The sequence below is a fragment of the Brevibacillus centrosporus genome, from assembly GCF_003710815.1.
Lineage (GTDB): Bacteria > Bacillota > Bacilli > Brevibacillales > Brevibacillaceae > Brevibacillus > Brevibacillus centrosporus.
Map to the genome: position 1 here is coordinate 1 of NZ_RHHP01000007.1, position 24,714 is coordinate 24,714.

Below are 24,714 nucleotides of genomic sequence, written 5' to 3' on the forward strand. Positions count from 1 at the left end.
AGATCCAGTTTTGAAGGTGCGGAAATGAAAAGGCTGTATTCTCGATTACTTGAAAAAGTGATGGAGAATACAGCTTTTTTTGTTTTACCAGGGAGAAAGCGGTATCTTTTGTTTTTTCAAATTTAATTCAAAAAAATCCATGCTCTAATGAATTTATCTATACATATGCCTGTCTTTTGGCCCAAGCCAGATCGCAGACGAAACGGAGGAAAGCAAGGTGAATCGAATGATTCGTAACATCACCATGGGTCTATTGGTACTGGCTGTGGTGAGTGGGTGCTCTAGCAATCCTGAAGGTGTAAATAGGAGAAATGCTCAGGCAGCCCGAGCAGTGCCTGTTGAAGTGAAAAAGGCAGTAAAAGAGGAATTCGCCGTACAAATGTCGCTATCTGGACGGTTGGAAGCCATCCAGCAGGTAGAGATTCCTTCGAAAGCGACGGGGAGAGTGCAGCAGCTTCTCGTGAAGGTAGGAGATAAGGTTAAGAGTGGACAGCCCCTTGTGGTTTTGGATGGGGAAGAACTGCGAATTCAGATGCAAAAGGCCCAGGCTTCTATGATGTCAGCCAAGGCTCGATATGCAGAGGCGACCGAGGGAACCGAAGCCGAGGTACTTGCGCAGACGGCCAATTCCTTGGCAGATCTGCAAAATAAAGCGAACGCAGCTAAAGTAGACTTGGAGCGTGCCCAGAAGCTGTTTAGTGAAGGGGCCATTTCGACGGCAGAGGTAGAGAAAGCCAGATTGGCGCTCGCAACTGCACAAACGAATCTAGAGAATCAAAAACAAAAAGCCCAACAGGAGAAAAAGGGACCAACTCAGGCAGCATTGGATTCGGCGGTCGCGACATTGAAGCAGTCTGAGGCTGATTACGCCCTGTCTCAATTAAATGTTTCGAATTTAACGATCAAATCTCCCATTGATGGCATCGTAGGATCACTGACGGCAACAGTCGGGGAAAACGTTTCGAATAATGCAGTTGTCGCCCAGGTCATTAACCTATCTACGATGAAAGTAACTGCCAAAGCAAGTGAAGGGCAGGTAGGACAATTCGAGCCGGGACAAAGCGTATCGGTAAAAATTCCCTCTGCTAATGTAACCGTTAATGGAAAAATCACTTCGGTGAGCCCGATGGCGGATTCGAGCAAGTCGTACCCGATTGAGATTGAGGTAGCCAATACGGATTTGAAAGCAAAGGCGGGCATGGTTGCTTCCGTTGAAGTGAAAGGAAATCCGCATCAGGCGATTCTCGTCCCGCGTGAAGCCGTTATCACGAAGGCACAGAACTCGTATGTCTTTGTAGTCGAAGGCGACAAGGCCAAGCAAGTAACCGTGACAACCGGGGAGTCCGATGGAACAAGAATTGAAATTCTGACCGGATTGCAGGGCGGAGAGTCTGTCGTGGTACAAGGTCAAAATATGCTGACCGGAAATGCTACTGTCGCCGTAATCGATCCGAATCAAGCGAAGAATGCAGCAGGCAAAAAGTCTGGGGGCAATGGACAAGGGAATGGCGGCTGGCAGGGTCAAGGTGGAGGCCAAGGCAATGGACAAGGCGGGCAACGCGGACAAGGCAGCCAAGGCGGCACTGGGGACCAAGCCAACCCGGGAGGTCAAGCAAACCCATCAGGACAAACAAACAGTACAGGGAACCCCGAGCCTTCGGCAACCCCAAAAGGATAGGTGAGCCCCATGCATATATCGGAACGCGCTATTCGTCGTCCCGTCACGGTAATGATGGGAGTCCTCATCGTGCTTATCTTGGGAATTATGTCATTGACCCGGATTCCCATCGATCTGTACCCCAAAATTGAAATACCAACGATTGCCGTCATCACCAGCTATTCAGGAGTAGGTCCTGAAGAGATGGAGAACCTGGTGACGAAACCGGTAGAGCAAGCAGTCGCCTCCGTAGCTGGTATCAAATCGATAACATCTACGTCCAGGGAAGGCTCATCAATGGTGATCGTCGAGTTTTCCTACGGAACCGACCTGGATAAAGCAGTGACAGAGGTAACGCAAAAGGTCGAGCGTGCGAAGCGCTCGCTGCCTGATGATGTAGATTCTCCGACTGTTGCCCGAATGGATCCGAACAGTACAGCTGTATTAACGCTGGCTGTCTCTGCAGACATGGGAGCTGACCAGCTGAAAAGCTACGTGCAAGACCAGATGGCTCCTTCCCTCGAACGTGTGAACGGAGTCGCCTCCGTAACGGTATCAGGCGGGCTGGACAGGGAAATCAAGATCGTCGTTGACCAAGCGAAACTGGAGCAATACGGCATCTCGATCTCCGACATCAGCTCGCAGTTGAAAAGTCAAAACCTAGATTCGTCAGGTGGGAACATCACGGAAGGCGGCGTATCTTACACCGTCCGTTCTTTAGGGAAATTCAAATCGGTAGATGATATTCGCAAAGTATCCATTCCTTTGAAGGATGGCAGTCGCATCTTCCTCGAAGAGCTGGCTCTCATCCAGGATGGCTTTAAAGAAGCTTCTATCGAAAATACAATGAACAAACAGACTACGGTTACCATGTCGATCATGAAGCAGTCCGGCACCAACACGGTTGCTGTCGTCGATGAGCTTTATGCGGAGATAGACAAGCAGCGAGCAAGCATGCCGCAGTCGATGTCTGTCATGGCACTCTCGGATCAGTCGTCGTTCATTCGTGCGTCGATTGACACGCTGGTTCACGACACCCTGATTGGTGGGGTGCTGGCGATCCTGATCATCCTGCTTTTCCTGAAGAGTGCAAGCAATACCGTCATCATCGCAACTGCAATTCCGATCTCTGTCATTTCTACGTTTACGCTCATGTACTTTGCTGACATGTCGATTAACATCATGAGCTTGGGTGGTTTGACTCTCGGGATCGGGATGATCGTCGATGATGCGATCGTTGTGTTGGAGAATATTCATCGCCATCGCGAGACAGGCCTGTCTATCAAGGAGTCAGCGGTGAAAGGGACGAAGGAAGTAGCGATGCCGGTTATTGCAGCTACGCTCACCACCGTTGCGGTTTTCTTCCCGATCGTATTCGTAGAGGGAGTCACTGCTCAGCTGTTCCGGGATTTGGGTGTCACAGTATCCTTCTCCCTTTTGGCATCGTTGATCGTATCGCTGACGGTCACGCCAATGCTGACTTCAAAATGGACGAGGTCGCATAAAAAGGAAACGCTGAAGGCAGCTGCACATGGTGTGAAAAGCAAAGAGTCGCGCGGCCTTGCTATGTATCGCCGCATTTTGAACTGGTCGCTGCATCATCGCAAATCGGTTCTCGCCATTGGCCTCGCTTCTCTGGTAGCAGGTGTAGGACTGATCCCGTTCATCGGCTCCGAGTTTATGCCTACCTCTGATCAGGGACAAATCAACGTTTCGATTTCCATGCCGAACGGAACGGAGCTGGAGAAAACAAGAGAAGCTGTCACCCAGGCAGAAGCCATTTTGGCGACCATTCCGGAGGTCAAAACGATCTTTACCGCTTTGGGCTCGACTAACGCGACACGCGGGAACTCTGCTTCTACCTCAGCCGGATCGTTCCTGCTGATCTTGTCTGACAAGTCAGAGCGTCAACGTACGACTGCCGAGGTCACAGATGAAATCAGACAAAAGCTGAATCGCTTCCCAGGAGCAAGGCTACGTGTCAGTGAAGCAGGAGGCACGACCCTGCCAGGTATGGGCGGCGGTGGGGGAGGATCGTTCGGTGGAGCTGCGCCGATTTCCTACGCGATTCGCGGAAACGACGAGGATACACTGAAGGAAGTGGCAGAAGGCTTGACGGCTGCCATCAGTGAGGTACCAGGTGTTCGCGAGGCAGACAACAACCTCGAGGAATCCCGTCCGGAAATTCAGGTCAAGCTGGACCGTGTGCGCGCAGCTGATCTGGGAGTAACACAAAGCCTCATTTCCAGTACGATTCAAACGGCCTTGAGAGATCAGGTCGCGACCAAATATGAAACAGCCGGTACAGAAGTAGATGTGACGCTTAGCCTCGGTGACGGACAGGTCAGCAGCATGCAGGAAATCGGCAATCTGCTCCTGACGACACCGAAAGGCGAGCTGATTCAGATCAAAGACGTAGCAGATGTCGTGATGGCGAATGGTCCGCAAGCGATCCAGCGCTACAACCAGACGCGCGTGGTCAATGTCACGGCATCCACAGCGCCTGGGCAAGACCTGGGTACGGTTACGGCGTCGATCGATCAGGTGCTGGCGACGTATCCGATGCCGCCGGGGTATACACTGGAGAAGCAAGGACAAAATCAACAGATGGATGAGTCTACGAAAAGCATGCTGATTGCGTTTGGACTTGCGATCGTCCTGGTTTATATTATCCTGGCTGCCCAGTTCGAGTCTGTGGTCTATCCGCTCTCGATCATGCTGTCCGTTCCTTTGTCGATCTTTGGGGCTACGTTCAGCCTGTGGGTAACGGGAAGACCGGTCAGCGTACCAGCCTTTATCGGGCTGATCTTGCTCGCAGGGCTGGTTGTTCGAAACGCGATTGTATTGATCGACTTTACCAATATTTTGCGCCGGGAAGGCATGAGTCGGACGGAAGCCTTGCTCACCGCAGGCCCTGTACGTTTGCGTCCTATCTTAATGACGACATTTTGTACCGTTTTGGCGCTGCTGCCTTTGGCGCTTGGCTTGGGAGAAGGTGCAGAAAGCCAGGCTCCGATGGCGACGGTGGTTATCGGCGGTTTGCTGTTCTCTACCATGCTGACACTCGTTGTGATTCCAGTCGTTTATGCTATTCTGGATGATATGACAGTCCGATTGAAGAAAACCGTACGAATCACCTTGCCGTTCCGCAAACCGAAGACGGTGGGCATTGAAAAATAAACGAGCGTTCGCAAGAGGCTTTGTACAGATGAAAGAGGGATAGATATGCTGATTCTCGCAGTGGAGGATGAACAGGCTCTGCTTCAGGCAATTGCCGGAGTCCTGACGGATGAAGGCTATCAAGTGGACACGGCCGATCGTGGTGACGACGGACTGTTGCTGGCGCAAAGAGGCATCTACGACCTGCTGGTACTCGACATCATGATGCCAGGAATGGATGGACTGACACTGGTCAAAACTTTGCGTGCCAAAGGAATTACGACTCCTGTGCTGTTTTTGACGGCAAAGGACAGTGTAAAGTCCCGTGTGGAAGGCTTGGACGCGGGAGCAGATGACTATCTGGTCAAGCCCTTTGCTGCAGAGGAGCTGAGTGCAAGGGCCAGAGCGCTATTGCGGCGCAACGGAAAGACAGGAGCAGAGGGGGAGATGGCTTATGGCCCTCTCTCTCTAAAAGTGAATGAGTACGACGGCTTTATCGACGACGAGCCGATGAAGCTGACGAGCAAGGAATACGAGCTGCTCAAATATTTTTTGCAAAACCGGGAGCAAATTCTGACGCGCCAGCAAATCTTTGACCGGGTGTGGGGCATTGATTCGGACGCCAACTACGGGGTAGTGGATCTGTACGTCCACTATTTGCGGAAGAAGCTGGGGCCCTACGAGAGCTTTATCCGCACGATCCGCAATGTGGGCTACATTTTGAAAAAGGAAGAGCGATAATGTTTCAAAAAACCCGGATTCGCCTGGTAACCTTAAACGTTATCGTGGTATTCCTGTTGTTAAACGGTCTCGGGAGCGCGGTGTACTTTACGATGAAGTATCGTCTGTACTCGCAGGTGGACCGGGAGCTGACCAAAGTGGCGCAGCGATTGATGGTCGATCCCTTGCCGCGCTTGCAGCGGAACAATGAGGATCAGTCCCCCTACAATCGCATGGATCGAAAAAAATTCAACGAGATGGACCGCAGATATGCCCTGATCGCTTGGGACAGTTTAGGGACGGTTATCGGAACCGCTTTTGGAGAACGGCTAGAGCCAGAGGATTTACCGCGTTTTCGGAGCGTCGCGAAACAGGATGGAATCGAGACGCTCTCATTTAATGGCGAGACCTTTCGCGTGGATACCGTCACTATGCCGAAAAAGGTGATCGTCGGTGATCGGCTTCAGATCGCCATGCAGTATCAAGTTGTGTACAATCTGGCACCGGAACAAAACATGCTGAGCAGCCTGCTCTACGTCGTGGCGATCGGGGATGCGGTGAGTGTAGTGATTGCCATTGTAGCAGGTCTTTTTCTGGCGAGAAGGGCACTCATCCCCATCCAAGTCTCTTGGGAAAAGCAGCAGCAGTTCATCGCCGATGCGTCCCATGAGCTGCGTACACCGTTGACTGCTATCCTCGTCAATCTGGAGCGGCTGTTTCGCTATCCGGATCATACGATTGAACAAGAGAGCGAGAAAATCATGATCGGGATGCAGGAAACACGTCGACTAAGCAAGCTCGTAGCAGACCTTTTGACACTGGCTCGCAGTGATTCCAACGAATTGCAAATCATGAAGCAGAAGCTGCGGCTGGACGAGCTCGTGCAAAAGTGCACCCAGGTGTTTGCCCAGATGGCGATCGTCAAGGAAATCAACCTGGAGACAGAGATCGAGCAGCCATTGGAAATTGTCGGGGATGAAGAGCGATTGCATCAGCTTTTGGTCATCCTGCTGGACAATGCGCTCAAGTACACAAACGAAGGCGGCAAGATCTTCGTTTCCTGCAAGCGCGAGGGACAAAGAGTGACCGTCATGATCAAGGATACGGGAATCGGCATTCCCAAGGACGACATCCCGTATTTGTTTGATCGATTCTTCCGCGTAGATAAGATGCGTTCACGGCAAACGGAAGGGACCGGCTTGGGATTATCCATCGCCAAATGGATTGTCGACGCACACCATGGCAAGATTCAGGTAAGCAGTGAAGAAGGAGTGGGAACAAGCTTTTATCTCTCGCTTCCCATAAAGTAAAGGCATTTAAGCAAGGAGTCGGTTTCCCTTTACGGGGAGATCGGCTTTTTTGATGGCACACCTGTAAAGAAGAAACGACGTGAGCATCTCTCCCGAAAGTTTTGTTTCTATACTTTTTTACTGTACATATTTAGAAAGTGAGGTAAACTACAGAGGAGAGGAATACTACGAGAGAGCTTTCCGACGAGGAGTGTGTAATAGATGAATCTAACCGTAACAGCAGCAGCAGTGGACTGGTTTCGCCAGGAATGGGGCTGTGAGGCTGGGGATACCATTCGCTTTTTTGTTCGCTATGGAGGAGTCAGCACGGTGCAGGACTCGTTTTCCATGGGGATCGCCAAGGAGCAGCCGAACGAAATCGGGCTTTCCACAACAGTGGACGGCATTACCTTTTACATGGAGAAGGATGAGCTGTGGTACATGAATGGGCAAGGCTTGACGGTCGATTACTTGCCCGCGACGGACGAGGTTGATTTTAAACTGACATAACAGCATCAAGTGCCATCATCATCAGGCAGGGGACGTGTTCCTCTGCTTTTTTCTTTTTCCAATTGACAGGGGCAAACGAGCGATTTTATAGTAAGTATAATACTAACTACTAAAGGAGCGGCTATGGAAGAAATTTATAAGGAGCTGCAAAGGCTGGGATTTTCCCAGTACGAATGCAAAGCCTACATTGGACTGCTGAAACATCATCCGATTACCGGGTATGAAATCAGCAAAAGAACCGGTGTGCCTCGGTCCATGATCTACGAGGTGGTTGGGAAGCTCGTAGAAAAAGGGGCCGTCTATATCGTACCTTCCGAGCCCGTGACGTATTCGCCTTTGCCGGCCAGAGAGCTGATTGCCCGGCAACGCCGGCAATTTGAACAATCGTTTGATTATCTGGAAAAAGAGCTCGCAGCCATGGAAAGTGAACGGGAAGTGGATGTCATCAAGCGGATCGATGGGGATGAGCTGGTGATCGCGGAAATGAAAGAGCTGATCGGAAATGCGAAAGCAGAGCTCTGGCTGTCCATCTGGGAGCCGCAGGTACCATTTATCCAAACACAAATCGATGGTTGCTGTGACGAGGGGATTGATGTTTTTACCGTCCTTTTCGGAAAGGCAGAAACGAGAGTGGGAAACACCTATCATCATGATTACATGTCTCCAGAAGTGGCAGAGGAACGCATGGGGGGACGTTTGACTATTGCCGCCCGTGATGTGGAGGAAGTGTTGATCGGGAATTTTGCACTTGGCAAGAGCGCGTGGGCGGTGAAAACGCGAGATCCTGCCCTGGTTTTGGTAGCAATGGAGTACATCAGGCATGACATCATGTTTGCAGAAGTGACCAAAGAGTTGGGACCTGAGAAAGTAGAAGCGCTTTGGAGAACAAGGCCGGATCTCTATCACGTGGTGACGGGGAAGCGCTTCAAGTAAAGGGATAGAAACGAAAAGGGGAAGCGCAATGAGGGAGCAAAACATTCGACTGAAAGCAGAAGCAGTCATAGAGGGAGAAGAAACCTTTCTTGCAGGTGTAAAGGATTGTATCCCCACGCTGCTCGGCTATCTAAGTATCGGGTTCGCCGCAGGTGTCGTGGAAAAAACGGCAGGGCTATCTATTACAGAAATCGCTTTGCTGTCCATCTGTCTATACGCAGGCTCTGCCCAGTTCATAGCAGCGGGGATGATGGCTGCCAACGGTTCCGCATCTGCCATCATTATTACGATTTTCTTTGTAAACCTAAGGCATATTCTACTTAGCGCCGCTTTATCGCCTTATTTTCGGCATCTCACACCGGTGCGCAATATGTTGATCGGTTCGCTGCTAACCGATGAGACGTTTGGGGTAGCGATCAACGAAGCAGCCAAGCGCAAGCGGATCAGTGAAAAATGGATGCACGGCCTTAATATTACTGCCTATGCCAACTGGATCATTGCCAATATCGCAGGGGCGTATTTGGGACAGTGGATTGCCGATCCGGAGAAGTTCGGTCTGGATTTTGCCCTGCCAGCCATGTTCATCGGGTTGCTGGTGCTGTCCATGGTTAGTCGAAAACAGTGGCGTCTCGATATCGTGGTCGGGATCAGCGCAGTGGTACTTGCGGTAGGAGTATCACTCGTATTGGGTGGAAATATTGGGGTAATCGCTGCGACCTTGATTGCGTCAACGATAGGGATGGTGATAGAAAGATGGAAGTGAGATGGGATGTCCTCATCATTATTTTGGGTTCTGCGCTCGTTACCTTTCTCCCGAGAGTAGTGCCTCTCATGCTGCTCAGCCGTATGACACTGCCTGAATGGGGAGTACGTTGGCTGAGTCATGTCCCGATCTCCGTGATGGCGGCCTTGGTTGGGCAGGAGCTGTTCTTAAGCGATGGGAAATGGGCTCCCCTATCGTCAAACGTGGAGCTGCTCGCAGCGATCCCGACATTTTTGGTGGCGATCAAAACGCGCAGCCTGCTAGGAACGGTCGTGGTTGGCATTGTCATTATTATGCTTTTGCGTTATTGGATAGCGTAATCCTTTTACGGGAAGCTCCGAAATGCTCGGGGCTTTTTTATTTTTTTGATTTTTATACTTAACAAATAAAAATGTTTGTTATATTATGAATGCATAGTCAAAAGAAAAGGGAGGAAATGGCAGATGGGACGTTTGGTTGATTCTTACTTGGAGCTTGGGGTAGTTGGAATGGCACGGGCAGCCGCATCGGGTTGGTTCGGGGGTCACTACGGAGCGGCGCTGCTTGCAGGCTATTTCATGACGCGCGAGCACGATTTGCCAGAGCATGTCATCGAGGGCATCGAGCGTACCTGTGAGTCGTATCGCCTGTTGAAGCCGGAGTGGTTTGAACCGTCAGATGAGAGTGAAGCCGCAGATCCAGCTCTTCTGCAAAAGGTCCTGGATGGCTTGAAGGAAAACGTGCAAAAGCTGCGTACCTCTGGCCATGGGCTCGCGCTTGGGGTGCTTGCCTTGAAGGCTTTGCGTGAGCGTCCGGATCTGATTCGTCCCTCTGTTGTGGACGGTCTGGTCACCCTGTTGAAAAAGACCCTGGAAGACAAACCGGGTCGTTACTGGGGTGTTCCGAATTACTTCGACCTGATTGACGATGACATCCAAGACGTGGCCGCGTACAATACGACTTTGGAGATGGCAGAAAGGACGTTTGAGACCATTCCTCCTATCGCACGTGGTCGTACCATCGAAGGGATCGTCTATCATCTGGCGGGGGAAGTGGAGCACGGAATTACCCATGCCCATGCACTGACGGATTTGGAGCGCTTCGGGTATGGTGAGCTGACAGAGATGGGCATGAAAAATCACCGCCTGCAGCTACAGCTCAATCGGCAAATCCCTGACTTTGTCTTGGCGGAGGAAGTGAGGGAGCCAGCTTTTGAGCAAATTACCTCCCCGGTGTACTGGGCAAAGACATACAGCGATCCGCATGCGCTCAAGGTCCCGTATGCTGCTCTGGATTTATTGAAACGGTTGCCGCAGGAAAAGCGGGCTAAAGCCGAGCATGAGGTATGTAAGCTGCTCACGATAATGTAATCCGTCTCGCAATCATGAAAAAAGGGAGATCGCTGAGGATCTCCCTTTTCTTATTCGTATTTAAAAGTTGGGAATGACAGTCGTGGTCGATTCGCGGTTGGCGAAATAGCTTTTGTGCTCAATAAGGGCGTCGCGGACAACATCTTCGTTGATGACCATCCCGATCCCTGGAGCAGTCGGTACGTCCAGAACACCCGGAGCCGCGAAATCGATCATCGGGCTGACGACATCCGCTGCAAAGTAGCGATGGGATGGCGAGGTGTCACCCGGAATCGTGAAGTTGGAGAGGGAGGCGATCGCGATATTGTGAGCGCGTCCGATCCCTACCTCCTGCATGCCGCCGCACCAAACCGGGACGTTGTGCGCCTGACACAGGTCGTGTACCTTTTTCGCTTCGGTCAGTCCGCCTACACGCCCGATCTTGATGTTGATGATTCGGCAGCTTCCGAGCTCGATCGCTTTGCGCGCATCCTCGACGGTGTGGATGCTCTCGTCCAGACAGATTGGCGTTTTCAGCTCTCTTTGCAGGGTCGCATGGTCAATGATATCGTCATGAGCCAGAGGCTGCTCGATCATGATCAGTCCGAATTCATCTAGCTCTTTCAGCAGAGCGATGTCCTTGAGCGTATAGGCCGAGTTGGCATCCGCCATAAGCGGAACATCTGGACCAAACTTTTGGCGGATCGCCCGCATCGGTTCTACGTCAGCGCCCGGCTTGATTTTGACCTTGATCTTCTTGTAGCCGTCACGGATAAAGCCGTCAACGCGCTCCAGCAGCTTTTCGATGGTTGGCTCGATCCCGATGCTCACGCCTACATCGATCTGCGTGCGTGTACCGCCCAATGCTTGGGAGAGGGAGATGCCGTTCATTTTCGCATACAGATCCCAGATGGCGCCTTCCAGCGCAGCTTTGGCCATGTTATTGCGGCGCATCCACGAAAAAAGGCGGGAGACATCGTCAGGATGCTCGATCTGGCGGGTGAACAGCTGCGGGATCAAATACTTCTCCAGCATGTACCACACTGTATCTACGTCCTCTTCGTTGTAGACCGGGACGTCCATCGCAACGCTTTCCCCAAAACCGACGTATGGACCGCTGTAGGCGCGGACGAGGATGCACTCTTTGTGCGTCTCGAGGCCCATGCTTGTAACAAACGGAGCCGTTAACGGGATTTTGATACGCTGCAGGTCAACGCGTTCGATTTTCATGATCATCTCTCCTTGGCAATGGGATAGGGTGGATCAGCTATGGCGTTCGAAGGTGGACAAAACAGTTCGGGTCAGAATCTCGATCCCGGAAAGCAGTGCTTCCCGATCAAAGGTCATCTGCGGGTGATGCAGTCCGGGATGAAGACCACAGCCGAGTCCGAGCATGGTAGCGCGCAGATGCGGCCGTTCCTTTGTATAGTAATGGAAATCTTCGGCGCCAGGAGTGGAGATGGGAGCTTCTAGATTAGCAGGTCCCAATGTCTGCGAGATCGCTTCGGCCATGATCTGCCGGGCTTCCTCGTTCACTTCGGCGGCGTAGACTCGCTCGGTGATGTCGTAGTGGACGGGTACATCATACAGCTTGGCGATATTCTGCAGGATGTGCTCGACCCTCGTAAACAGCGCATGGATCGCTTCGTTCGTCTGCGCCCGCAAATCGAGATGGAAATGCGCCGAACCGGGAATGATGTTCGTGCTCTTTCCACCGGCGGACAGCTGCGTCATTTTGACGGAATACGGGATCAGTGGATCCAGGTAAATGCCTTTGAGCTGCTCCACAATGGCGGCAGCGACCTCGATCGCATTGACTCCGAGGTGAGGGCGCGCTCCGTGTGCGTCGCTTCCCTGGATGTGACCGGAGATGGTACCTGCTGCACCGTGGAGGATGGCTGAGGCCGCCGTTCCATTTGGAATTTCCTGAATGGGACGCAAATGAACGCCGTACAGATAGTCGATGTCGTCCACTACCTGCTTGTTCACGAGGGTGAGCGCACCGTTCCCGGTTTCTTCGGCTGGCTGAAAAATGAAACGCAGCCGACCAGGCAGCTGGATGTTCTGGGCTTGGAGTACCAAGAGAACCCCCAGCGCCATGGTCATATGGGCATCATGCCCGCAGGAGTGATTGGCGCGAAAGACACCGTCGACCTCTTGCCACAGGGCATCCATATCAGCGCGCACTCCCACCGTGATCGAGCCGGGAGCAGCGGGGCCATAGTCTCCTACGACGCCGGTCACATCCTCAAAGGTGGTGACGTCGCAGCCGTGCTTACGCAAAAAATCCGCGATAAACGTAGTGGTCTCCTGCTCCTGCCAGCTCAATTCTGGATGCTGATGCAAGTGGTCGTACAGTGAAAAGATGACAGGGCGTAATTGTTCGATAGTGGTACGCATGATTCCTCCTAGGATGGGTGTCAGGATGTAGTCACGAAGATCAGACGATGCCGAGATAAACGGCAGCAATCAGCGCGACGCAGGCGATCAGCGCCCAGCCCAAGAGCAGCTTCCAGATGAATTTGACCCATTTCTCATAAGGGATTCCCGCGACAGCTAAATAGCCCATCAATGCGGAAGAAGTCGGGATGATCGAGTTGGTAACTGAGTCTCCGTATTGGAAGGCGAGTACCGCTACTTGACGCTGGATGCCCAAAAGGTCGGCAATCGGCACCATGATAGGCATGGTCGTCGCAGCTTGTCCGCTTCCGGAGGAGATAAACAGGTTGAGAACCGCCTGGATCAAGAACATCGCCACTACATTGATTGCATCTGGCAAATGTCCGATGGCAGAGGTCAGTCCGTAAATCATGGTATCAATCGTTTTGCCGTCCTCGAGGACCACCGTGATGGCGCGGGCAAAGCCGACGATCAGAGCACCGAACGTAACGGCTTTGGCGCCTCCCACGAACGAATCAAACAGGTTGTTAACCGAGAGTCCACCGACGAGACCTGCGACCAGACCCATGATCAGGAAGGAAGCGGTCAGCTCGGTCAGGAACCATTCGTATTTGAAGACACCGTAGACGTTGCAAGCAAGTCCAATCACCATGACCAAAAATACCAGCTTGTGTCGAATATTCAGCTCAGGAATATCCATTTCTACTTTTTCAGCGACGGCTTCCTTTTCGACTTCGTAAATCACACTCTTGGTCGGATCTGCTTTGACCTTGTAGGCGTAGCGCATGACATACCAGATCGCAAAGCCGAGGACGATGATATAGACTACTGTACGGAAAGCAAGGCCAGAGAAAAGAGGGAGCTGGGCAAGAGATTGAGCGACCCCTACTGTAAATGGATTGAGCATCCCGCCCATGAAGCCACTGGCTGCCCCCATGGTGATCATGGCCGTACCGGTAACAGCGTCAAAGCCCATCGCACGGGCAAGCGCGATCCCGATCGGCACGAAGATGATGCTTTCTTCCGCCATCCCCATCGTGAAGCCACCAATGGAAAAGAGGAACATGGAGGCCGGAATCAACAGCTTTTCCCGTCCCTCTAAATGGCGTACGCCTTTGTGAATCCCCGATTCGATGGCACCGGTGGAACGAATGATGCCGAAAACCCCACTGACGATAAAGATGTAGAAAATGATTTGCGCACCTTTTTGCATCCCGTCCGGAATCGCTTTGAACATGTCAAAGAATCCGACCGGGCTGCTTTCGACTGCATGGTAGCTGTTGTTCACGACGATGGTTTTGCCGGAGGTCGCGTCCTTGATGCGCTCGAATTCCCCAGTAGGGAGCACGTATGAAGCAAGCGCTGCCAATACGATCATGATGAAGAGAATGGCATAGGTATGAGGCACAGAAAAACGTTTTTTGGCTGGAGCTTTGTTCGGAGTCATGAGGTCACCTCGCTATGAATGGTTACATCTCGGTGAATTGCAAGGTGCGTGCCAAGATTCGACAAAACCTGAAAAGGGCGATTTCTCAGGCGTTTTTCCTGGGTCAAAATAGGATGGGGGTCTTTTTAGGAATGTTTATTAGGTTTTCGCGCTCCTAATAACACCTAATGATGACCGAATAAAAAAGGCCTAGATACGAGCGAGACTGCGCAGAACCTCGATTCCGTCCGCTGTAATGGTCGTACCTTGCCGTGTCGTTCCTGAGCGTACAAGCCCGCGCTCTTCCAGCTGCTTAAGCTTGTTGCGTAGAGCGCTTTCCGTCCAGCCTGTTGACCGCAGGACAGGGGAGTTCGCTAGCTGGTAACGTCCGACCGGTTTGTTGGTGATGTAATATTGGTACAGGCACAGCAAAAGATCGACGTCTCGCTCATCGCTTGCCCGGAAAGAAGCTGCATTTTCATACGACTTTTGAGTCAGCCGCTGGGTTAAACGCTTGGGTAAATCCTCGATTGTAATGACGGGTCCTTCGCTGACCGCAGTCGCATAGTCCACGACATTCTTCAGCTCACGGATGTTTCCGCGCCAATCATGGCTGTGCAAGAGCTCCATGACTTCTGGCGACCACGTTTTGCTAAGGCCCTGACTGCTCAAATGATCCTCGATCAATAAAGGAAGATCACTGATCCGCTCGCGCAACGCAGGGATTTCAATCGGCAGGACAGCGAGGCGATAAAACAGATCTTCGCGGAAATGCCCTTGCTCTACTGCATTCTCCAAATCCCGGTTCGTAGCTGCAAGGACACGGCAATCCACGGCGATAATGCCCGTACCACCTACCCGAATGACCTGCTTCTCCTGCAGGACACGCAGCAGCTTGACCTGAATGGCGGGGGAGATATCCCCGATCTCGTCGAGGAAGATCGACCCGCCATCCGCCTGTTCAAACAGACCGGGCTTGCCACCTTTGCGCGCTCCGGTAAAAGCGCCATCTTCGTAGCCAAACAGCTCGCTTTCCAGTAGATTCTCCGGGAGGGACGCACAGTTGATCGCCACGAAAGGGCCGTTTTTGCGCAGGGAGTGCTGGTGAATCGCATGGGCGAACAGCTCCTTCCCCGTCCCGTTTTCTCCGAGCAGCAGGATGGTCTGGTTGTTTCGAGCCATTTTTTTGCTGACTTCGATCGCATGCTGGATCGGTTCGCTTTTTCCTTTGATGTCCTGAAAGGTATATGTCGCTGTGTGCCCGCGCAAAACAAGCTGTGTGCGCAGACGCTGCAGCTCGGTGACGTCCTTTAGGGTGCAGACGAAACCGAGACGCTCTTGGCGGCGGCGGATGCTCTGGCTGCTGACGATGAATTGCTTGCTGGCGAGTGTGACCAACGTATCTTCCTGGCCCTCCTGCTCGAAAAACGGCCCAAGAAAGCTGTGCTCTGCAAGCACCGTGTAGGGCTGTCCAACGACAGCTGCCTCGTGCGGGCAGAAAAGCTGGGTCGCGACATCGTTAATGAAGGTAATCATGCCTTGCTGGTTGCAGGCAATCACGGGATCGCGAACCGCTTGAAACGTGGACTGAAGCTGGCTGTTCAGCTTTTGCACCTCCGCATAGGAAGTGCCCAGCAGCTTGGACAGCTCCGACATTTCCGCGATATAGGCAGAGAGGTACTCGCGCTCCCACTCGACAGGGATCCCTATTTTGCGACCAATATCAATCAGATCGTGAATATGAATTTTGCGAAAGCCCAGATCGATCAGCTCCAGATGGGGCGGGGGCGGTACATCGGGAATGCTCATGATGACAGCATATTGAAGCGTGGGATCATCAAATGTACAGCCGGGATGAAACGGAATGTAGTGGAGGTGATCCACGTTTGCCTCCAGCAAGTTTTGGATGACTTCCTGGGCTGTGACAGGCGAATTGTTCATGACGGGTACGGTCGTGCCTGGAGGAATTTGCATCAAAGCCTTCAGCTTGCGAAGCTCAAAGACGCGGTTCAGAACCGTGATGGGAACCTCATCAGCGACGACCTGGCGAGCGATCGTGTACAGCTCCGGGGATTTGGTCGTAAGAAAAACGTGGGAAGCGTGGCGCAAATCCGGGATGTGCTGGTGTGTGGCGTAGCCGATGACACGACAATAGGGTTCGAAGTACGCTTTCAATTCTTTGAGCAAAAAATCCAAAGTATCTGTGCCTTTGGCAATCAAGACTATGGTATGTTCCATGCTGCACCGCCTTTTCCAACGTACAGACCTCAGCAGAGGCTCCTTCTCGGTTGCCTTTTATGATAGCATACCGGGTGGCCCCAGCTTGGGGATTATGTACACAGAATGGAAAGACAAGGCTCGTTCGGAGGCACTTGAAATGTGGTTTAATATAAGGAAAGACTAATTGCGTGGGAGCAGGGGGAATCATAATGGAGAACTCATTGGTGCCAGAAGTGCTGCAGATGATTGGCGAAGTCGTGCCTGACGGCGTATCTATCGCGATATCAGATGGTGCACACTACCTGTACTACCAGCCAAGCTCCATCATTGATCTGAAAATCACACCAGGCGATTCTGTACCGGTCGGGTCTGCTACCTATAAAGCACTGCAAGAGATGGGAAAAGTGGCGCATTATGTAGAAAGCCGCGTCTTTGGAGTGGCCTACTACGGCCTTTCCCTGCCACTGGTCAGTCATGGTCAAGTCATGGGATGCATTACGGCTATTTATGCTCCACAGGCGCTGCCGATGGCTGCACCGCAGGAGCCGCGCGTAACCGTTTTGATCGGGAAGGATGAAAATGGCTGGCTGCCACTCTCCTTAAGTGAGATTGTGTATATCAGCTCCAACGAGGGCAGGACCCTTTTGCACACGGCGACAGGGGCGTACGCCAACAAATTTTCCATGGCTGAGCTGGAAGGCATGCTGCCGCCTACCCAGTTTGTCCGTTGTCATCGTTCTTATTTTGTGAACATGGAAGCGATCGGATTCATTCACCCGCATTTTCATTCCACGTTTCTGCTGGAAATGAAAGATAAACAGAAAACACGAGTACCAGTAAGCCAAACGTATTCCAGTTCGTTCCGCCAATTATTGGGCTTTTAATCCCGCGGTAAATGAGAATGGTTTGCAGCCTGTTTTTCTGACTTTGCCTCTACAAATTCTGTTTTGTCCGAAATCGAGTGTGCGCTCAGATTGCATGTGCTAGGGTAGATACAATCAGAATGAAACATTTCGAGGGGGTCACTATCATGTGGGAGCGCTTACGCGATAAACGGATGGCAGAAAAAATCGTGACAGCTGAGGAAGCAGCGAGCTGGATCGAGAATGGCATGACGATCGGGCTAAGTGGCTTTACTCGCGCAGGGGATTCCAAAGTGGTGCCAGTGACATTGGCAGAACGGGCAAAACATGAGAATCAGCCTTTTGGGGTGAATGTATATACAGGGGCTTCAATGGGAGCCGATGTTGACTCAGTGATGGCGGAAGCAGGTATCGTGCTCAAACGCTTGCCATTCCAGGCTGATGCGACCATGCGTAAAAAAATTAACGATGGCAGCATCATGTTTGTCGATCAGCATTTATCGCATACGGCAGAGCTGATTCGCAATGGTGCGTTGAAGCACATCGATTTCGCGATCGTGGAAGCGGTTGCAATTACAGAGGATGGCATGATTATTCCGTCGACCTCAGTGGGCAACTCCAATATTTTTGTAGAGCAGGCTGACCACGTCATCATCGAGCTGAACCTGGCGCAGACAGATGCGCTGGAAGGCATTCACGACATTTACACACCTGCCAAACAAGGGGAGCGCGAACCGATTCCGCTCGTTGCTGTGGACCAACGAATCGGTACGAAGGGGATTCCGGTTGATCCGAACAAGATCAAAGGAATCGTGGTAACCAACATCATGGACTCGCCATCCTCCATTGTACAGCCTGACGAGGAAACCGCTCATATCGCAGCCCATCTGATTAATTTCCTGCGGGATGAGGTAAAAGCAGGGCGATTGCCGCAAAATCTCGCTCCGCTGCAATCGGGCATCGGGTCAGTCGCGAATGCGGTTTTCAACGGATTTTTGGATTCCGAATTTACGGACCTGACGGTATACTCCGAGGTTCTGCAGGACGCCGTATTTGATCTATTGGATGCAGGAAAGATTGCCTTTGCTTCCGGCTGTTCGATCACCCTGACGGATGAAAAAATGAAGCACGTAACGGAAAACTTCGCGCAATACCGTGATAAGCTCTTGCTTCGTCCACAGGAGATCACCAACCATCCGGAAATCATTCGCCGACTAGGTCTGATTGCCATCAACACGGCGATCGAAGCGGACATCTACGGAAACGTAAACTCCACCAACGTTTCGGGGACGAAAATGATGAACGGGATCGGCGGTTCAGGCGACTTTGCCCGCAACGCACGTCTGGGTATTTTCGTGACCAAGTCCATCGCAAAAGGCGGCAAGGTATCCAGCATCGTTCCGTTTGCGTCTCATGTGGATCATACCGAGCATGACGTAGACGTCATCGTGACCGAGCAAGGACTGGCTGATCTGCGTGGACTGGCTCCTCGTGAGCGCGCGCTGAAAATCATCGACAACTGTGCGCATCCGATGTATCGTGATCAGCTGCGTGCCTACTATGCGGAAGCTCTTACACGCGGTGGACATACCCCACACGTTTTGGAAAAAGCACTTGCGTGGCACGTACGCTATGCTGAGGAAGGTACCATGCTGGAGCAAGAACCAGCCCTAGTGCGATAAACCGAAAGCGATAAATCAAAGCGATTCAACAATAGCGAAAATGCAAACCCGCCTGGCGCACTGCCTCGGCGGGTTTTTTGTTGCTGGAACGCAGCTGCAAGTTCCTTTATGCTTGCGAGACTTTTGCGGATGAGGAATGTCTCGCTTGGAAAAACAGCCGCCAGAAGTCAATGATGCCGGGAACCAGTACGCAAATCCGCACATCTAACCAGATAGCAGCATGGAATGTTAAACAGCAATTGGTCATGTCCCAATTCGGGGAAGTGATTATGTAACCGTTTGTATTTAGAAAATTAGAAAGAGAGAGATATTTCTTTCGTCTTTTCGTGTAGTTTCGTGTAGAGTCCCGTTACGATATGTCTAACAAACAGAGAAGAGGGGGATTCTGGTTGATCAGTTTTCATCAAGTGAACAAACATTACGGAAGCTTCCACGTCTTGAAGAACATTGACCTGCACATCAACCAGGGCGAAGTCGTCGTGGTAATCGGACCATCCGGGTCGGGGAAGAGCACGATGGTTCGTTGCATCAATCGTTTGGAAACGATTACAAGCGGTGAGCTAGTCGTTGACAATGTGAAGGTGAATGACAAGGGCACCGACATCAACAAGCTGCGACGCGATATTGGCATGGTGTTCCAGCATTTCAACCTGTATCCGCACAAAAACGTGCTGCAGAACATTACGCTGGCTCCCATCAAGGTACTCGGTATTCCAGAAAAGGAAGCAATCGAGACCGCGATGTACTACCTGGAAAAAGTAGGTATTCCTGAAAAGGCTGAAAAATATCCGCTGCAACTATCGGGTGGACAGCAGCAGCGCGTGGCGATTGCCCGCGGTTTGGCGATGAGGCCGAAAATCATGCTGTTTGACGAACCGACGTCAGCGCTCGATCCAGAGACGATCGGTGAAGTGCTCGACGTCATGAAACGCTTGGCGCAGGAAGGCATGACGATGGTGGTGGTTACTCACGAGATGGGCTTTGCCCGTGAAGTCGCAGACCGCATCGTGTTCATGGACCAAGGACAGATTCTGGAAGAGTCCACGCCTGACCAATTCTTCGCCAACCCACGTGAAGAGCGGGCGCGTCTGTTCCTAAGCCGCATCTTGAATCACTAGTTTTTACGCAGAGGTAACAAGCTTTCAAAACATAGAGAAAAGGGGCATTCACATGAAAAAAAGTGTTTGGAAGAAAGTAACGGGCTTGGGCCTGGTATTGATGCTCGGCGCAAGCGTTTTGGCAGGCTGTGGCGCGGGCAAAACCTCCGAGGGAGCCAGCCAAGGCGGTCAAGCAGCTTCTGGAGCAGCAGCTGGCACAGTGGCGAAAATCAAGGAAAGAGGCAAGTTCGTTGTTGGCGTGAAGTATGATCTGAACTTGTTTGGCTTAAAAGATCCTGCTACAGGAAACGTTGAAGGCTTTGATATCGATATCGCCAAAGCTATCGCCAAAAAGGTACTGGGTGATGAAAACAAAATCGAACTGAAAGAGGTTACTTCCAAAACGCGGATCCCGATGCTCAAAAACGGTGAAATTGATGCCATTATCGCGACGATGACCGTAACGGAAGAGCGCAAAAAAGAAGTCGATTTCTCAGATATTTATTTCATGGCGGGTCAATCCCTCTTGGTGAAAAAGGACAGCCCAATCAACGGACTCAAAGATTTGCAAAAGGGCATGAAGGTTGTAACAGCCAAAGGCTCTACTTCTGCGAAAAACATCCGTGAAAAAGCACCAGACGTAGAAGTGCTGGAATTTGAAAACTACGCGGAAGCCTTCACTGCACTGAAAGCGGGACAAGGCGATGCGCTGACTACGGATAACGCTCTCTTGTACGGCATGGCCAAGCAAGATCCGAATTACCGTGTAACCGAAGAGACGTTCACCGAAGAGCCATACGGTATCGCGATCAACAAAGGCGATGCAGAATTCGTGAAGACGGTGAACGACCTGTTGAAAGAAATGAAGGACAATGGTGAATACGACAAGATCTATGAAAAATGGATCGGCGAAAAACCGAAAAAGTAAAGCGGTAGGACTTCAAGAAGGATGAGCGGATACCCTACCGCTCATCCACTTATTTCTAACTGGCAAAGGGGGATCGATCATAGCGATGATTGATATGTCCATCTTGTTTGATCACTGGGATATGTTTCTCCAAGGATTCGGCAACACACTGAAAGCGAGCTTGCTTGCACTCATTGGAAGTTTTCTGTTAGGTACGCTCATGGCTGTCTTCCGGATTGCGCCTGTACGCCCTCTGAACTGGCTGGGGACAGCGTATGTGGAATTCATCCGCAATATCCCGTTAATTCTCGTTGTGTTTGTCTTCTTCGTCGGACTTCCTGCCATTGGTATCCGTCTGGAATCCTTTGTAGCCGGGACGCTGGGGCTCACTGTATACACCGCAGCTTTCATCGCGGAAACCATTCGTGCAGGGATTTTGGCTGTATCCAAAGGACAAACGGAGGCTGCTCGCTCTTCTGGGCTTACCTATGTCCAAACCATGCGCTACGTTGTTTTGCCGCAAGCGATCAAGATCGTGATTCCTCCGATGGGCAACCAGTTTATCAATCTGGTGAAAAACTCATCTGTGCTGGGCGTAATCGCAGGTCTCGACTTGATGTATTTCGGCGATCTGATTTCGGCAGATACTTTCGTTACATTTGACGTGTACATCTTTGTGGCTGTTTTTTATTTGATACTCACTCTTCCGCTGAGTCTGCTCGTAGGATACCTGGAGCGGCGCTTGGCGAGAGCCAGATAAAAGGAGGGTAATCCATGGACTTTATTGGCGCATATGCTCCCAGTCATCTTACCTTCCTGCTTGAAGGTTTTTGGGTCACACTGCAGGTGGCTTTCCTGTCCATTGCTCTAAGCTTTGTCGTTTCCGTTATCGTCGGGGTCATACGCTATGCACGCATTCCAGTGTTGTCTCAAGTACTTGCCACAGCAGTAGAGCTCGTTCGAAACCTGCCTCTCTTGCTGATTATTTTCTTCACGTACTTCGCATTGCCGGAAATCGGCATCAAGCTGGATAAGTTTTATGCGGCGATTCTGGCACTGGTCATTTTTGAATCGGCCATGATTTCCGAGATCGTGCGCAGTGGTTTGAACTCAATCGAAAAGGGGCAGATCGAAGCGGCCCGTTCCTCGGGGCTTACCTACATGCAGACGCTGTGGCATGTCGTGCTGCCGCAAGCTCTTCGCCGCATGGTGCCGCCAATGGTGAGCCAATTCATTTCGCTTTTGAAGGATACGTCGCTGGCGGTCGTGATTGCCCTCCCAGAGCTGATGAACCACGCACAAATCATCAACGGCCGAAACGTGAACTACGTCATTCCGACATTCCTGCTGGTAGCGGTCATGTATTTTGTGGTGAACTATGCGCTGTCCATCATCTCCAAGCGCTTGGAAAATAGACACGCCTAATCTTTAACACTTTGCAGGTCTCCGATTCTCAGTACAATAGGAATGGGAGATCTTTTCTATGGAGAGAGGGGCGTCTATGCGAGAGCGTTTGTTGGTACTTTTCATTATTATGCTGGCAACCGCCTTCTTTGGGGAAATGAAGGTAAACCCTTTAGGGGGCTCTTTTCGTTTCTCACTGGGAATTGCCGCTTTCTTTTTTGGATTGCTGTGGTTCCAGTCGGTGCCGGTGCTGCTGACTGGTTTTCTGACCGGGACATTCATTCTCGGGTTTCGGGTCGGGCTTGATCACATCTTCAGCCAAGTAGGATGGATGGAGAGCCTGCAGATCCATTTGCCGTCCGCCTTTTACTATTTCAGCTTTTCATTGCTTTTTCATTTCCTTAAAGCAAGGCGGTTTTTGGAAGCTCCGTTGATCGTCGGTTTGATTGGTGCCTCCGTCGATTTTGTTTCCAATATGGTGGAGCTTCAGGTGAGGCATTTGTTTAATGATTTCCCCCCCATTACCTGGGAGAGCGTCTTTATGCTTCTCTTTTTTGGGGTCTTGCGCAGTTTTTTTGCCGTGGGTTTGTACAACAGCTTTTCGATCCGTCAGGTCAGGGCTGTAGGAGAGGTGCGCCAACAAGAGTTGGAGAAGCTGCGGATGATCAACACGGAGCTGTATCAAGAAGCATTTTATCTGCGAAAGTCCATGTCGCATTTGGAAGAGATCACGCGGGATAGCTATCAGCTGTATACACGGCTTCTCTCTTCTGAAAATACGGAATCGTCAGCGGCTCTTCTCATCGCGGAAAATGTCCACGAGGTGAAAAAGGATTCCCAGCGCATGCTGGCCGGGTTGTCCAAGCTGATCAATCAGGAGGTGCTTGCGCCGCAGCTTCCTATCGCAGAGCTGTGTGGGCTGGTGATGCGAGCGAATCGTAAATATGCCGAAATGCTGGGAAAAGATATCGAATTTTCTTTGCGGTGTGACGTAAATTTGAGTACGAGCCAGATTTACGCACTGCTATCTGTTTTGAACAATTTAGTGTCGAACGCAGTAGAAGCGATCTATTCCTCCGGCTGGATCGAGCTTGAGGTGAAGCTGGATCAGCGGAACATTCTATTTCATGTCGTAGACAACGGACCGGGGATACCTAGTGAGGAAAGGGAATGGGTGTTTCAGCCAGGGTATACCACGAAGTTTGACGAGACCGGGAATGCCTCGACGGGAATTGGGTTAACACATGCAAAGGGGATCGTACACAGTTTGCAAGGAAGCCTGCAGATTATGAACGACTGGGGGCTAACCACACATTTTAAAGTGAGCCTCCCGACGGATCAACTTTTACGAAAGGAGGGCGTATGATGATACGTTTCTTTCTTATCGAGGATGACCCTGTAATACGGAGAATGCTGGAGCGCATCATCATGGAATGCAATCTGGGGGAAATCGCAGGGCAGGCGAGCGATGGCATCGGCGTGTCCATCGATCAACTGTACGGTGTCGATATCGTGCTGATCGATCTGCTGATGCCGGGCCAGGACGGTATCCAGACGATCAAGAAGCTGCGATCGGAAGGATTTTCCGGTCGATTTATCATGGTGTCACAGGTGGAGAATAAAGAGATGATTGGCGAGGCGTACTTGCAAGGGATCGATACGTTTATCCAAAAGCCTATCAATCGTTTGGAAGTGATGTCGGTGTTGAAGCGCGTAGTGGATCATCTTTCACTGGAAGCTTCCTTGCAATCCATCCGCAAATCACTGCAGATCTTAGACGTGAAGGCCAAAGAACCTGTAGATGCAGACCATAAAGGCAAAATTTCGCAGGAAAGCAGTCTGGAGCAAAAGGCGCGGCAATTGCTGCTGCAGCTCGGTATTGCCAGCGAGGCGGGCGCCCCTGATCTTTTGCTGATCATGCGCTGGCTAGGCGAGGAGGAGCAGAGGGGAGATAAGCTTCGCGAATTGCAGCTCAAGGAACTGTATACGTTCATCCTGCAAAAACTGCACGGGAATCTGGACGAGCAATCGATCGTAAAGGAAGTCCGCGCCATGGAGCAGCGTATTCGGCGCATGGTGATACAGGCTTTTACCCATTTGTCCTCGTTGGGGCTGACCGATTACGCCAATCCCACCTTTGAGCATTTCGCGCCCCGATTGTTTGACTTTCAAGAGGTACGGATGCGCATGCAGGAATTAGAGGCAGGAGAGAAAACAACGAAGTGCCGAATTAGTGTAAAGAAATTTTTATCTGTTTTTCTATTAGAGGCGAAAGCATAAAAAAGAGGGCCCCGCGGAGCAGATGAACTGCTCTGAGGAGCCCTGTTTTCGTACAGTAAGATTAGATAAGATTCTT

21 protein-coding genes are annotated in these 24,714 nt (G+C 51.4%); 17 read left to right on the forward strand and 4 right to left on the reverse strand.

The window, feature by feature from the left end; translation table 11 throughout:
• The first annotated feature begins 226 nt into the window (after positions 1–226).
• From EDM55_RS08120 to EDM55_RS08160, 9 genes are all read left to right on the forward strand, one after another.
• Complete coding sequence (locus EDM55_RS08120; protein WP_246070870.1) at positions 227–1,678, forward strand: efflux RND transporter periplasmic adaptor subunit; 1,452 nt, start codon at positions 227–229, stop codon at positions 1,676–1,678.
• A 9-nt stretch (positions 1,679–1,687) separates the two neighbouring features.
• A complete protein-coding gene (locus EDM55_RS08125; RefSeq protein WP_092270478.1) occupies positions 1,688–4,837 on the forward strand; it encodes an efflux RND transporter permease subunit in 3,150 nt (1,049 codons plus the stop codon).
• Positions 4,838–4,882: 45 nt separating this feature from the next.
• A complete protein-coding gene (locus EDM55_RS08130) occupies positions 4,883–5,557 on the forward strand; it encodes a response regulator transcription factor (protein WP_092270481.1) in 675 nt (224 codons plus the stop codon).
• Positions 5,557–6,846, forward strand: a complete 1,290-nt coding sequence (locus EDM55_RS08135; protein ID WP_122960054.1) for a sensor histidine kinase — start codon at positions 5,557–5,559, stop codon at positions 6,844–6,846. The genes EDM55_RS08130 and EDM55_RS08135 overlap by 1 nt, the downstream gene beginning before the upstream one ends.
• Before the next feature lie 201 nt (positions 6,847–7,047).
• Entirely contained in the window at positions 7,048–7,335 is a 288-nt protein-coding gene (locus EDM55_RS08140; protein WP_092270486.1) for a HesB/YadR/YfhF family protein, read from the forward strand.
• Positions 7,336–7,458: 123 nt separating this feature from the next.
• On the forward strand, positions 7,459–8,268 hold the full coding sequence (locus EDM55_RS08145) for a TrmB family transcriptional regulator (RefSeq protein ID WP_092270489.1): 810 nt from the start codon (positions 7,459–7,461) through the stop codon (positions 8,266–8,268).
• A 28-nt stretch (positions 8,269–8,296) separates the two neighbouring features.
• A complete protein-coding gene (locus tag EDM55_RS08150) occupies positions 8,297–9,031 on the forward strand; it encodes an AzlC family ABC transporter permease (protein WP_092270492.1) in 735 nt (244 codons plus the stop codon).
• Positions 9,022–9,351, forward strand: a complete 330-nt coding sequence (locus tag EDM55_RS08155) for a branched-chain amino acid transport AzlD family protein (RefSeq protein ID WP_092270495.1) — start codon at positions 9,022–9,024, stop codon at positions 9,349–9,351. Before EDM55_RS08150 ends, EDM55_RS08155 begins: the two co-directional genes overlap by 10 nt.
• Before the next feature lie 123 nt (positions 9,352–9,474).
• Entirely contained in the window at positions 9,475–10,380 is a 906-nt protein-coding gene (locus EDM55_RS08160; RefSeq protein ID WP_122960055.1) for a hypothetical protein, read from the forward strand.
• Positions 10,381–10,440: 60 nt separating this feature from the next.
• On the opposite strand, the gene menC is transcribed toward EDM55_RS08160, so the two are convergent.
• The 4 genes from menC to EDM55_RS08180 all read right to left on the reverse strand — a co-directional run bounded on the left by menC (position 10,441) and on the right by EDM55_RS08180 (position 16,423).
• Positions 10,441–11,589 carry an o-succinylbenzoate synthase gene (menC, locus tag EDM55_RS08165; protein ID WP_092270501.1) on the reverse strand — a complete coding sequence of 383 codons (1,149 nt, stop codon included), beginning with the start codon at positions 11,587–11,589 and terminating at the stop codon, positions 10,441–10,443.
• 33 nt (positions 11,590–11,622) lie between these two features.
• On the reverse strand, positions 11,623–12,759 hold the full coding sequence (locus tag EDM55_RS08170; RefSeq protein WP_092270505.1) for a M20 peptidase aminoacylase family protein: 1,137 nt from the start codon (positions 12,757–12,759) through the stop codon (positions 11,623–11,625).
• Positions 12,760–12,799: 40 nt separating this feature from the next.
• Positions 12,800–14,206, reverse strand: a complete 1,407-nt coding sequence (locus EDM55_RS08175; protein ID WP_092270508.1) for a YfcC family protein — start codon at positions 14,204–14,206, stop codon at positions 12,800–12,802.
• A 189-nt stretch (positions 14,207–14,395) separates the two neighbouring features.
• On the reverse strand, positions 14,396–16,423 hold the full coding sequence (locus EDM55_RS08180; RefSeq protein WP_122960056.1) for a sigma-54 interaction domain-containing protein: 2,028 nt from the start codon (positions 16,421–16,423) through the stop codon (positions 14,396–14,398).
• A 191-nt stretch (positions 16,424–16,614) separates the two neighbouring features.
• Between EDM55_RS08180 and EDM55_RS08185 the strand changes: the two genes are divergently transcribed.
• The 8 genes from EDM55_RS08185 to EDM55_RS08220 all read left to right on the forward strand — a co-directional run bounded on the left by EDM55_RS08185 (position 16,615) and on the right by EDM55_RS08220 (position 24,638).
• Positions 16,615–17,289, forward strand: a complete 675-nt coding sequence (locus EDM55_RS08185; protein WP_092270514.1) for a LytTR family DNA-binding domain-containing protein — start codon at positions 16,615–16,617, stop codon at positions 17,287–17,289.
• A 146-nt stretch (positions 17,290–17,435) separates the two neighbouring features.
• A complete protein-coding gene (gene scpC / locus EDM55_RS08190) occupies positions 17,436–18,950 on the forward strand; it encodes a succinyl-CoA:acetate CoA-transferase ScpC (RefSeq protein WP_092270517.1) in 1,515 nt (504 codons plus the stop codon).
• A gap of 389 nt (positions 18,951–19,339) precedes the next feature.
• Complete coding sequence (locus EDM55_RS08195) at positions 19,340–20,068, forward strand: amino acid ABC transporter ATP-binding protein (protein WP_092270520.1); 729 nt, start codon at positions 19,340–19,342, stop codon at positions 20,066–20,068.
• Between the two features lie 52 nt (positions 20,069–20,120).
• A complete protein-coding gene (locus EDM55_RS08200; RefSeq protein ID WP_092270523.1) occupies positions 20,121–20,975 on the forward strand; it encodes a transporter substrate-binding domain-containing protein in 855 nt (284 codons plus the stop codon).
• A gap of 85 nt (positions 20,976–21,060) precedes the next feature.
• Complete coding sequence (locus EDM55_RS08205) at positions 21,061–21,714, forward strand: amino acid ABC transporter permease (RefSeq protein WP_092270526.1); 654 nt, start codon at positions 21,061–21,063, stop codon at positions 21,712–21,714.
• Between the two features lie 14 nt (positions 21,715–21,728).
• Positions 21,729–22,379, forward strand: a complete 651-nt coding sequence (locus EDM55_RS08210) for an amino acid ABC transporter permease (RefSeq protein ID WP_092270529.1) — start codon at positions 21,729–21,731, stop codon at positions 22,377–22,379.
• A 76-nt stretch (positions 22,380–22,455) separates the two neighbouring features.
• Positions 22,456–23,724 (forward strand): sensor histidine kinase, encoded by a 1,269-nt coding sequence (locus tag EDM55_RS08215; protein ID WP_092270532.1) that lies wholly within the window; start codon positions 22,456–22,458, stop codon positions 23,722–23,724.
• Positions 23,724–24,638, forward strand: coding sequence for a response regulator (locus tag EDM55_RS08220; RefSeq protein WP_122960057.1), 915 nt, complete (start codon positions 23,724–23,726; stop codon positions 24,636–24,638). Before EDM55_RS08215 ends, EDM55_RS08220 begins: the two co-directional genes overlap by 1 nt.
• Positions 24,639–24,714 lie beyond the last annotated feature (76 nt).

Coding starts and splice junctions, on each gene's coding strand:
- EDM55_RS08160 (WP_122960055.1), top strand. CDS start 9,475: ATGGGACGTTTGGTTGATTCTTACTTGGAGCTTGGGGTAGTTGGAATG.
- EDM55_RS08125 (WP_092270478.1), top strand. CDS start 1,688: ATGCATATATCGGAACGCGCTATTCGTCGTCCCGTCACGGTAATGATG.
- EDM55_RS08150 (WP_092270492.1), top strand. CDS start 8,297: ATGAGGGAGCAAAACATTCGACTGAAAGCAGAAGCAGTCATAGAGGGA.
- EDM55_RS08135 (WP_122960054.1), top strand. CDS start 5,557: ATGTTTCAAAAAACCCGGATTCGCCTGGTAACCTTAAACGTTATCGTG.
- EDM55_RS08130 (WP_092270481.1), top strand. CDS start 4,883: ATGCTGATTCTCGCAGTGGAGGATGAACAGGCTCTGCTTCAGGCAATT.
- EDM55_RS08185 (WP_092270514.1), top strand. CDS start 16,615: ATGGAGAACTCATTGGTGCCAGAAGTGCTGCAGATGATTGGCGAAGTC.
- EDM55_RS08145 (WP_092270489.1), top strand. CDS start 7,459: ATGGAAGAAATTTATAAGGAGCTGCAAAGGCTGGGATTTTCCCAGTAC.
- EDM55_RS08170 (WP_092270505.1), bottom strand. CDS start 12,759: ATGCGTACCACTATCGAACAATTACGCCCTGTCATCTTTTCACTGTAC.
- EDM55_RS08175 (WP_092270508.1), bottom strand. CDS start 14,206: ATGACTCCGAACAAAGCTCCAGCCAAAAAACGTTTTTCTGTGCCTCAT.
- EDM55_RS08220 (WP_122960057.1), top strand. CDS start 23,724: ATGATACGTTTCTTTCTTATCGAGGATGACCCTGTAATACGGAGAATG.
- scpC (WP_092270517.1), top strand. CDS start 17,436: ATGTGGGAGCGCTTACGCGATAAACGGATGGCAGAAAAAATCGTGACA.
- EDM55_RS08140 (WP_092270486.1), top strand. CDS start 7,048: ATGAATCTAACCGTAACAGCAGCAGCAGTGGACTGGTTTCGCCAGGAA.
- EDM55_RS08205 (WP_092270526.1), top strand. CDS start 21,061: ATGATTGATATGTCCATCTTGTTTGATCACTGGGATATGTTTCTCCAA.
- EDM55_RS08210 (WP_092270529.1), top strand. CDS start 21,729: ATGGACTTTATTGGCGCATATGCTCCCAGTCATCTTACCTTCCTGCTT.
- menC (WP_092270501.1), bottom strand. CDS start 11,589: ATGAAAATCGAACGCGTTGACCTGCAGCGTATCAAAATCCCGTTAACG.
- EDM55_RS08200 (WP_092270523.1), top strand. CDS start 20,121: ATGAAAAAAAGTGTTTGGAAGAAAGTAACGGGCTTGGGCCTGGTATTG.
- EDM55_RS08155 (WP_092270495.1), top strand. CDS start 9,022: ATGGAAGTGAGATGGGATGTCCTCATCATTATTTTGGGTTCTGCGCTC.
- EDM55_RS08215 (WP_092270532.1), top strand. CDS start 22,456: ATGCGAGAGCGTTTGTTGGTACTTTTCATTATTATGCTGGCAACCGCC.
- EDM55_RS08180 (WP_122960056.1), bottom strand. CDS start 16,423: ATGGAACATACCATAGTCTTGATTGCCAAAGGCACAGATACTTTGGAT.
- EDM55_RS08120 (WP_246070870.1), top strand. CDS start 227: ATGATTCGTAACATCACCATGGGTCTATTGGTACTGGCTGTGGTGAGT.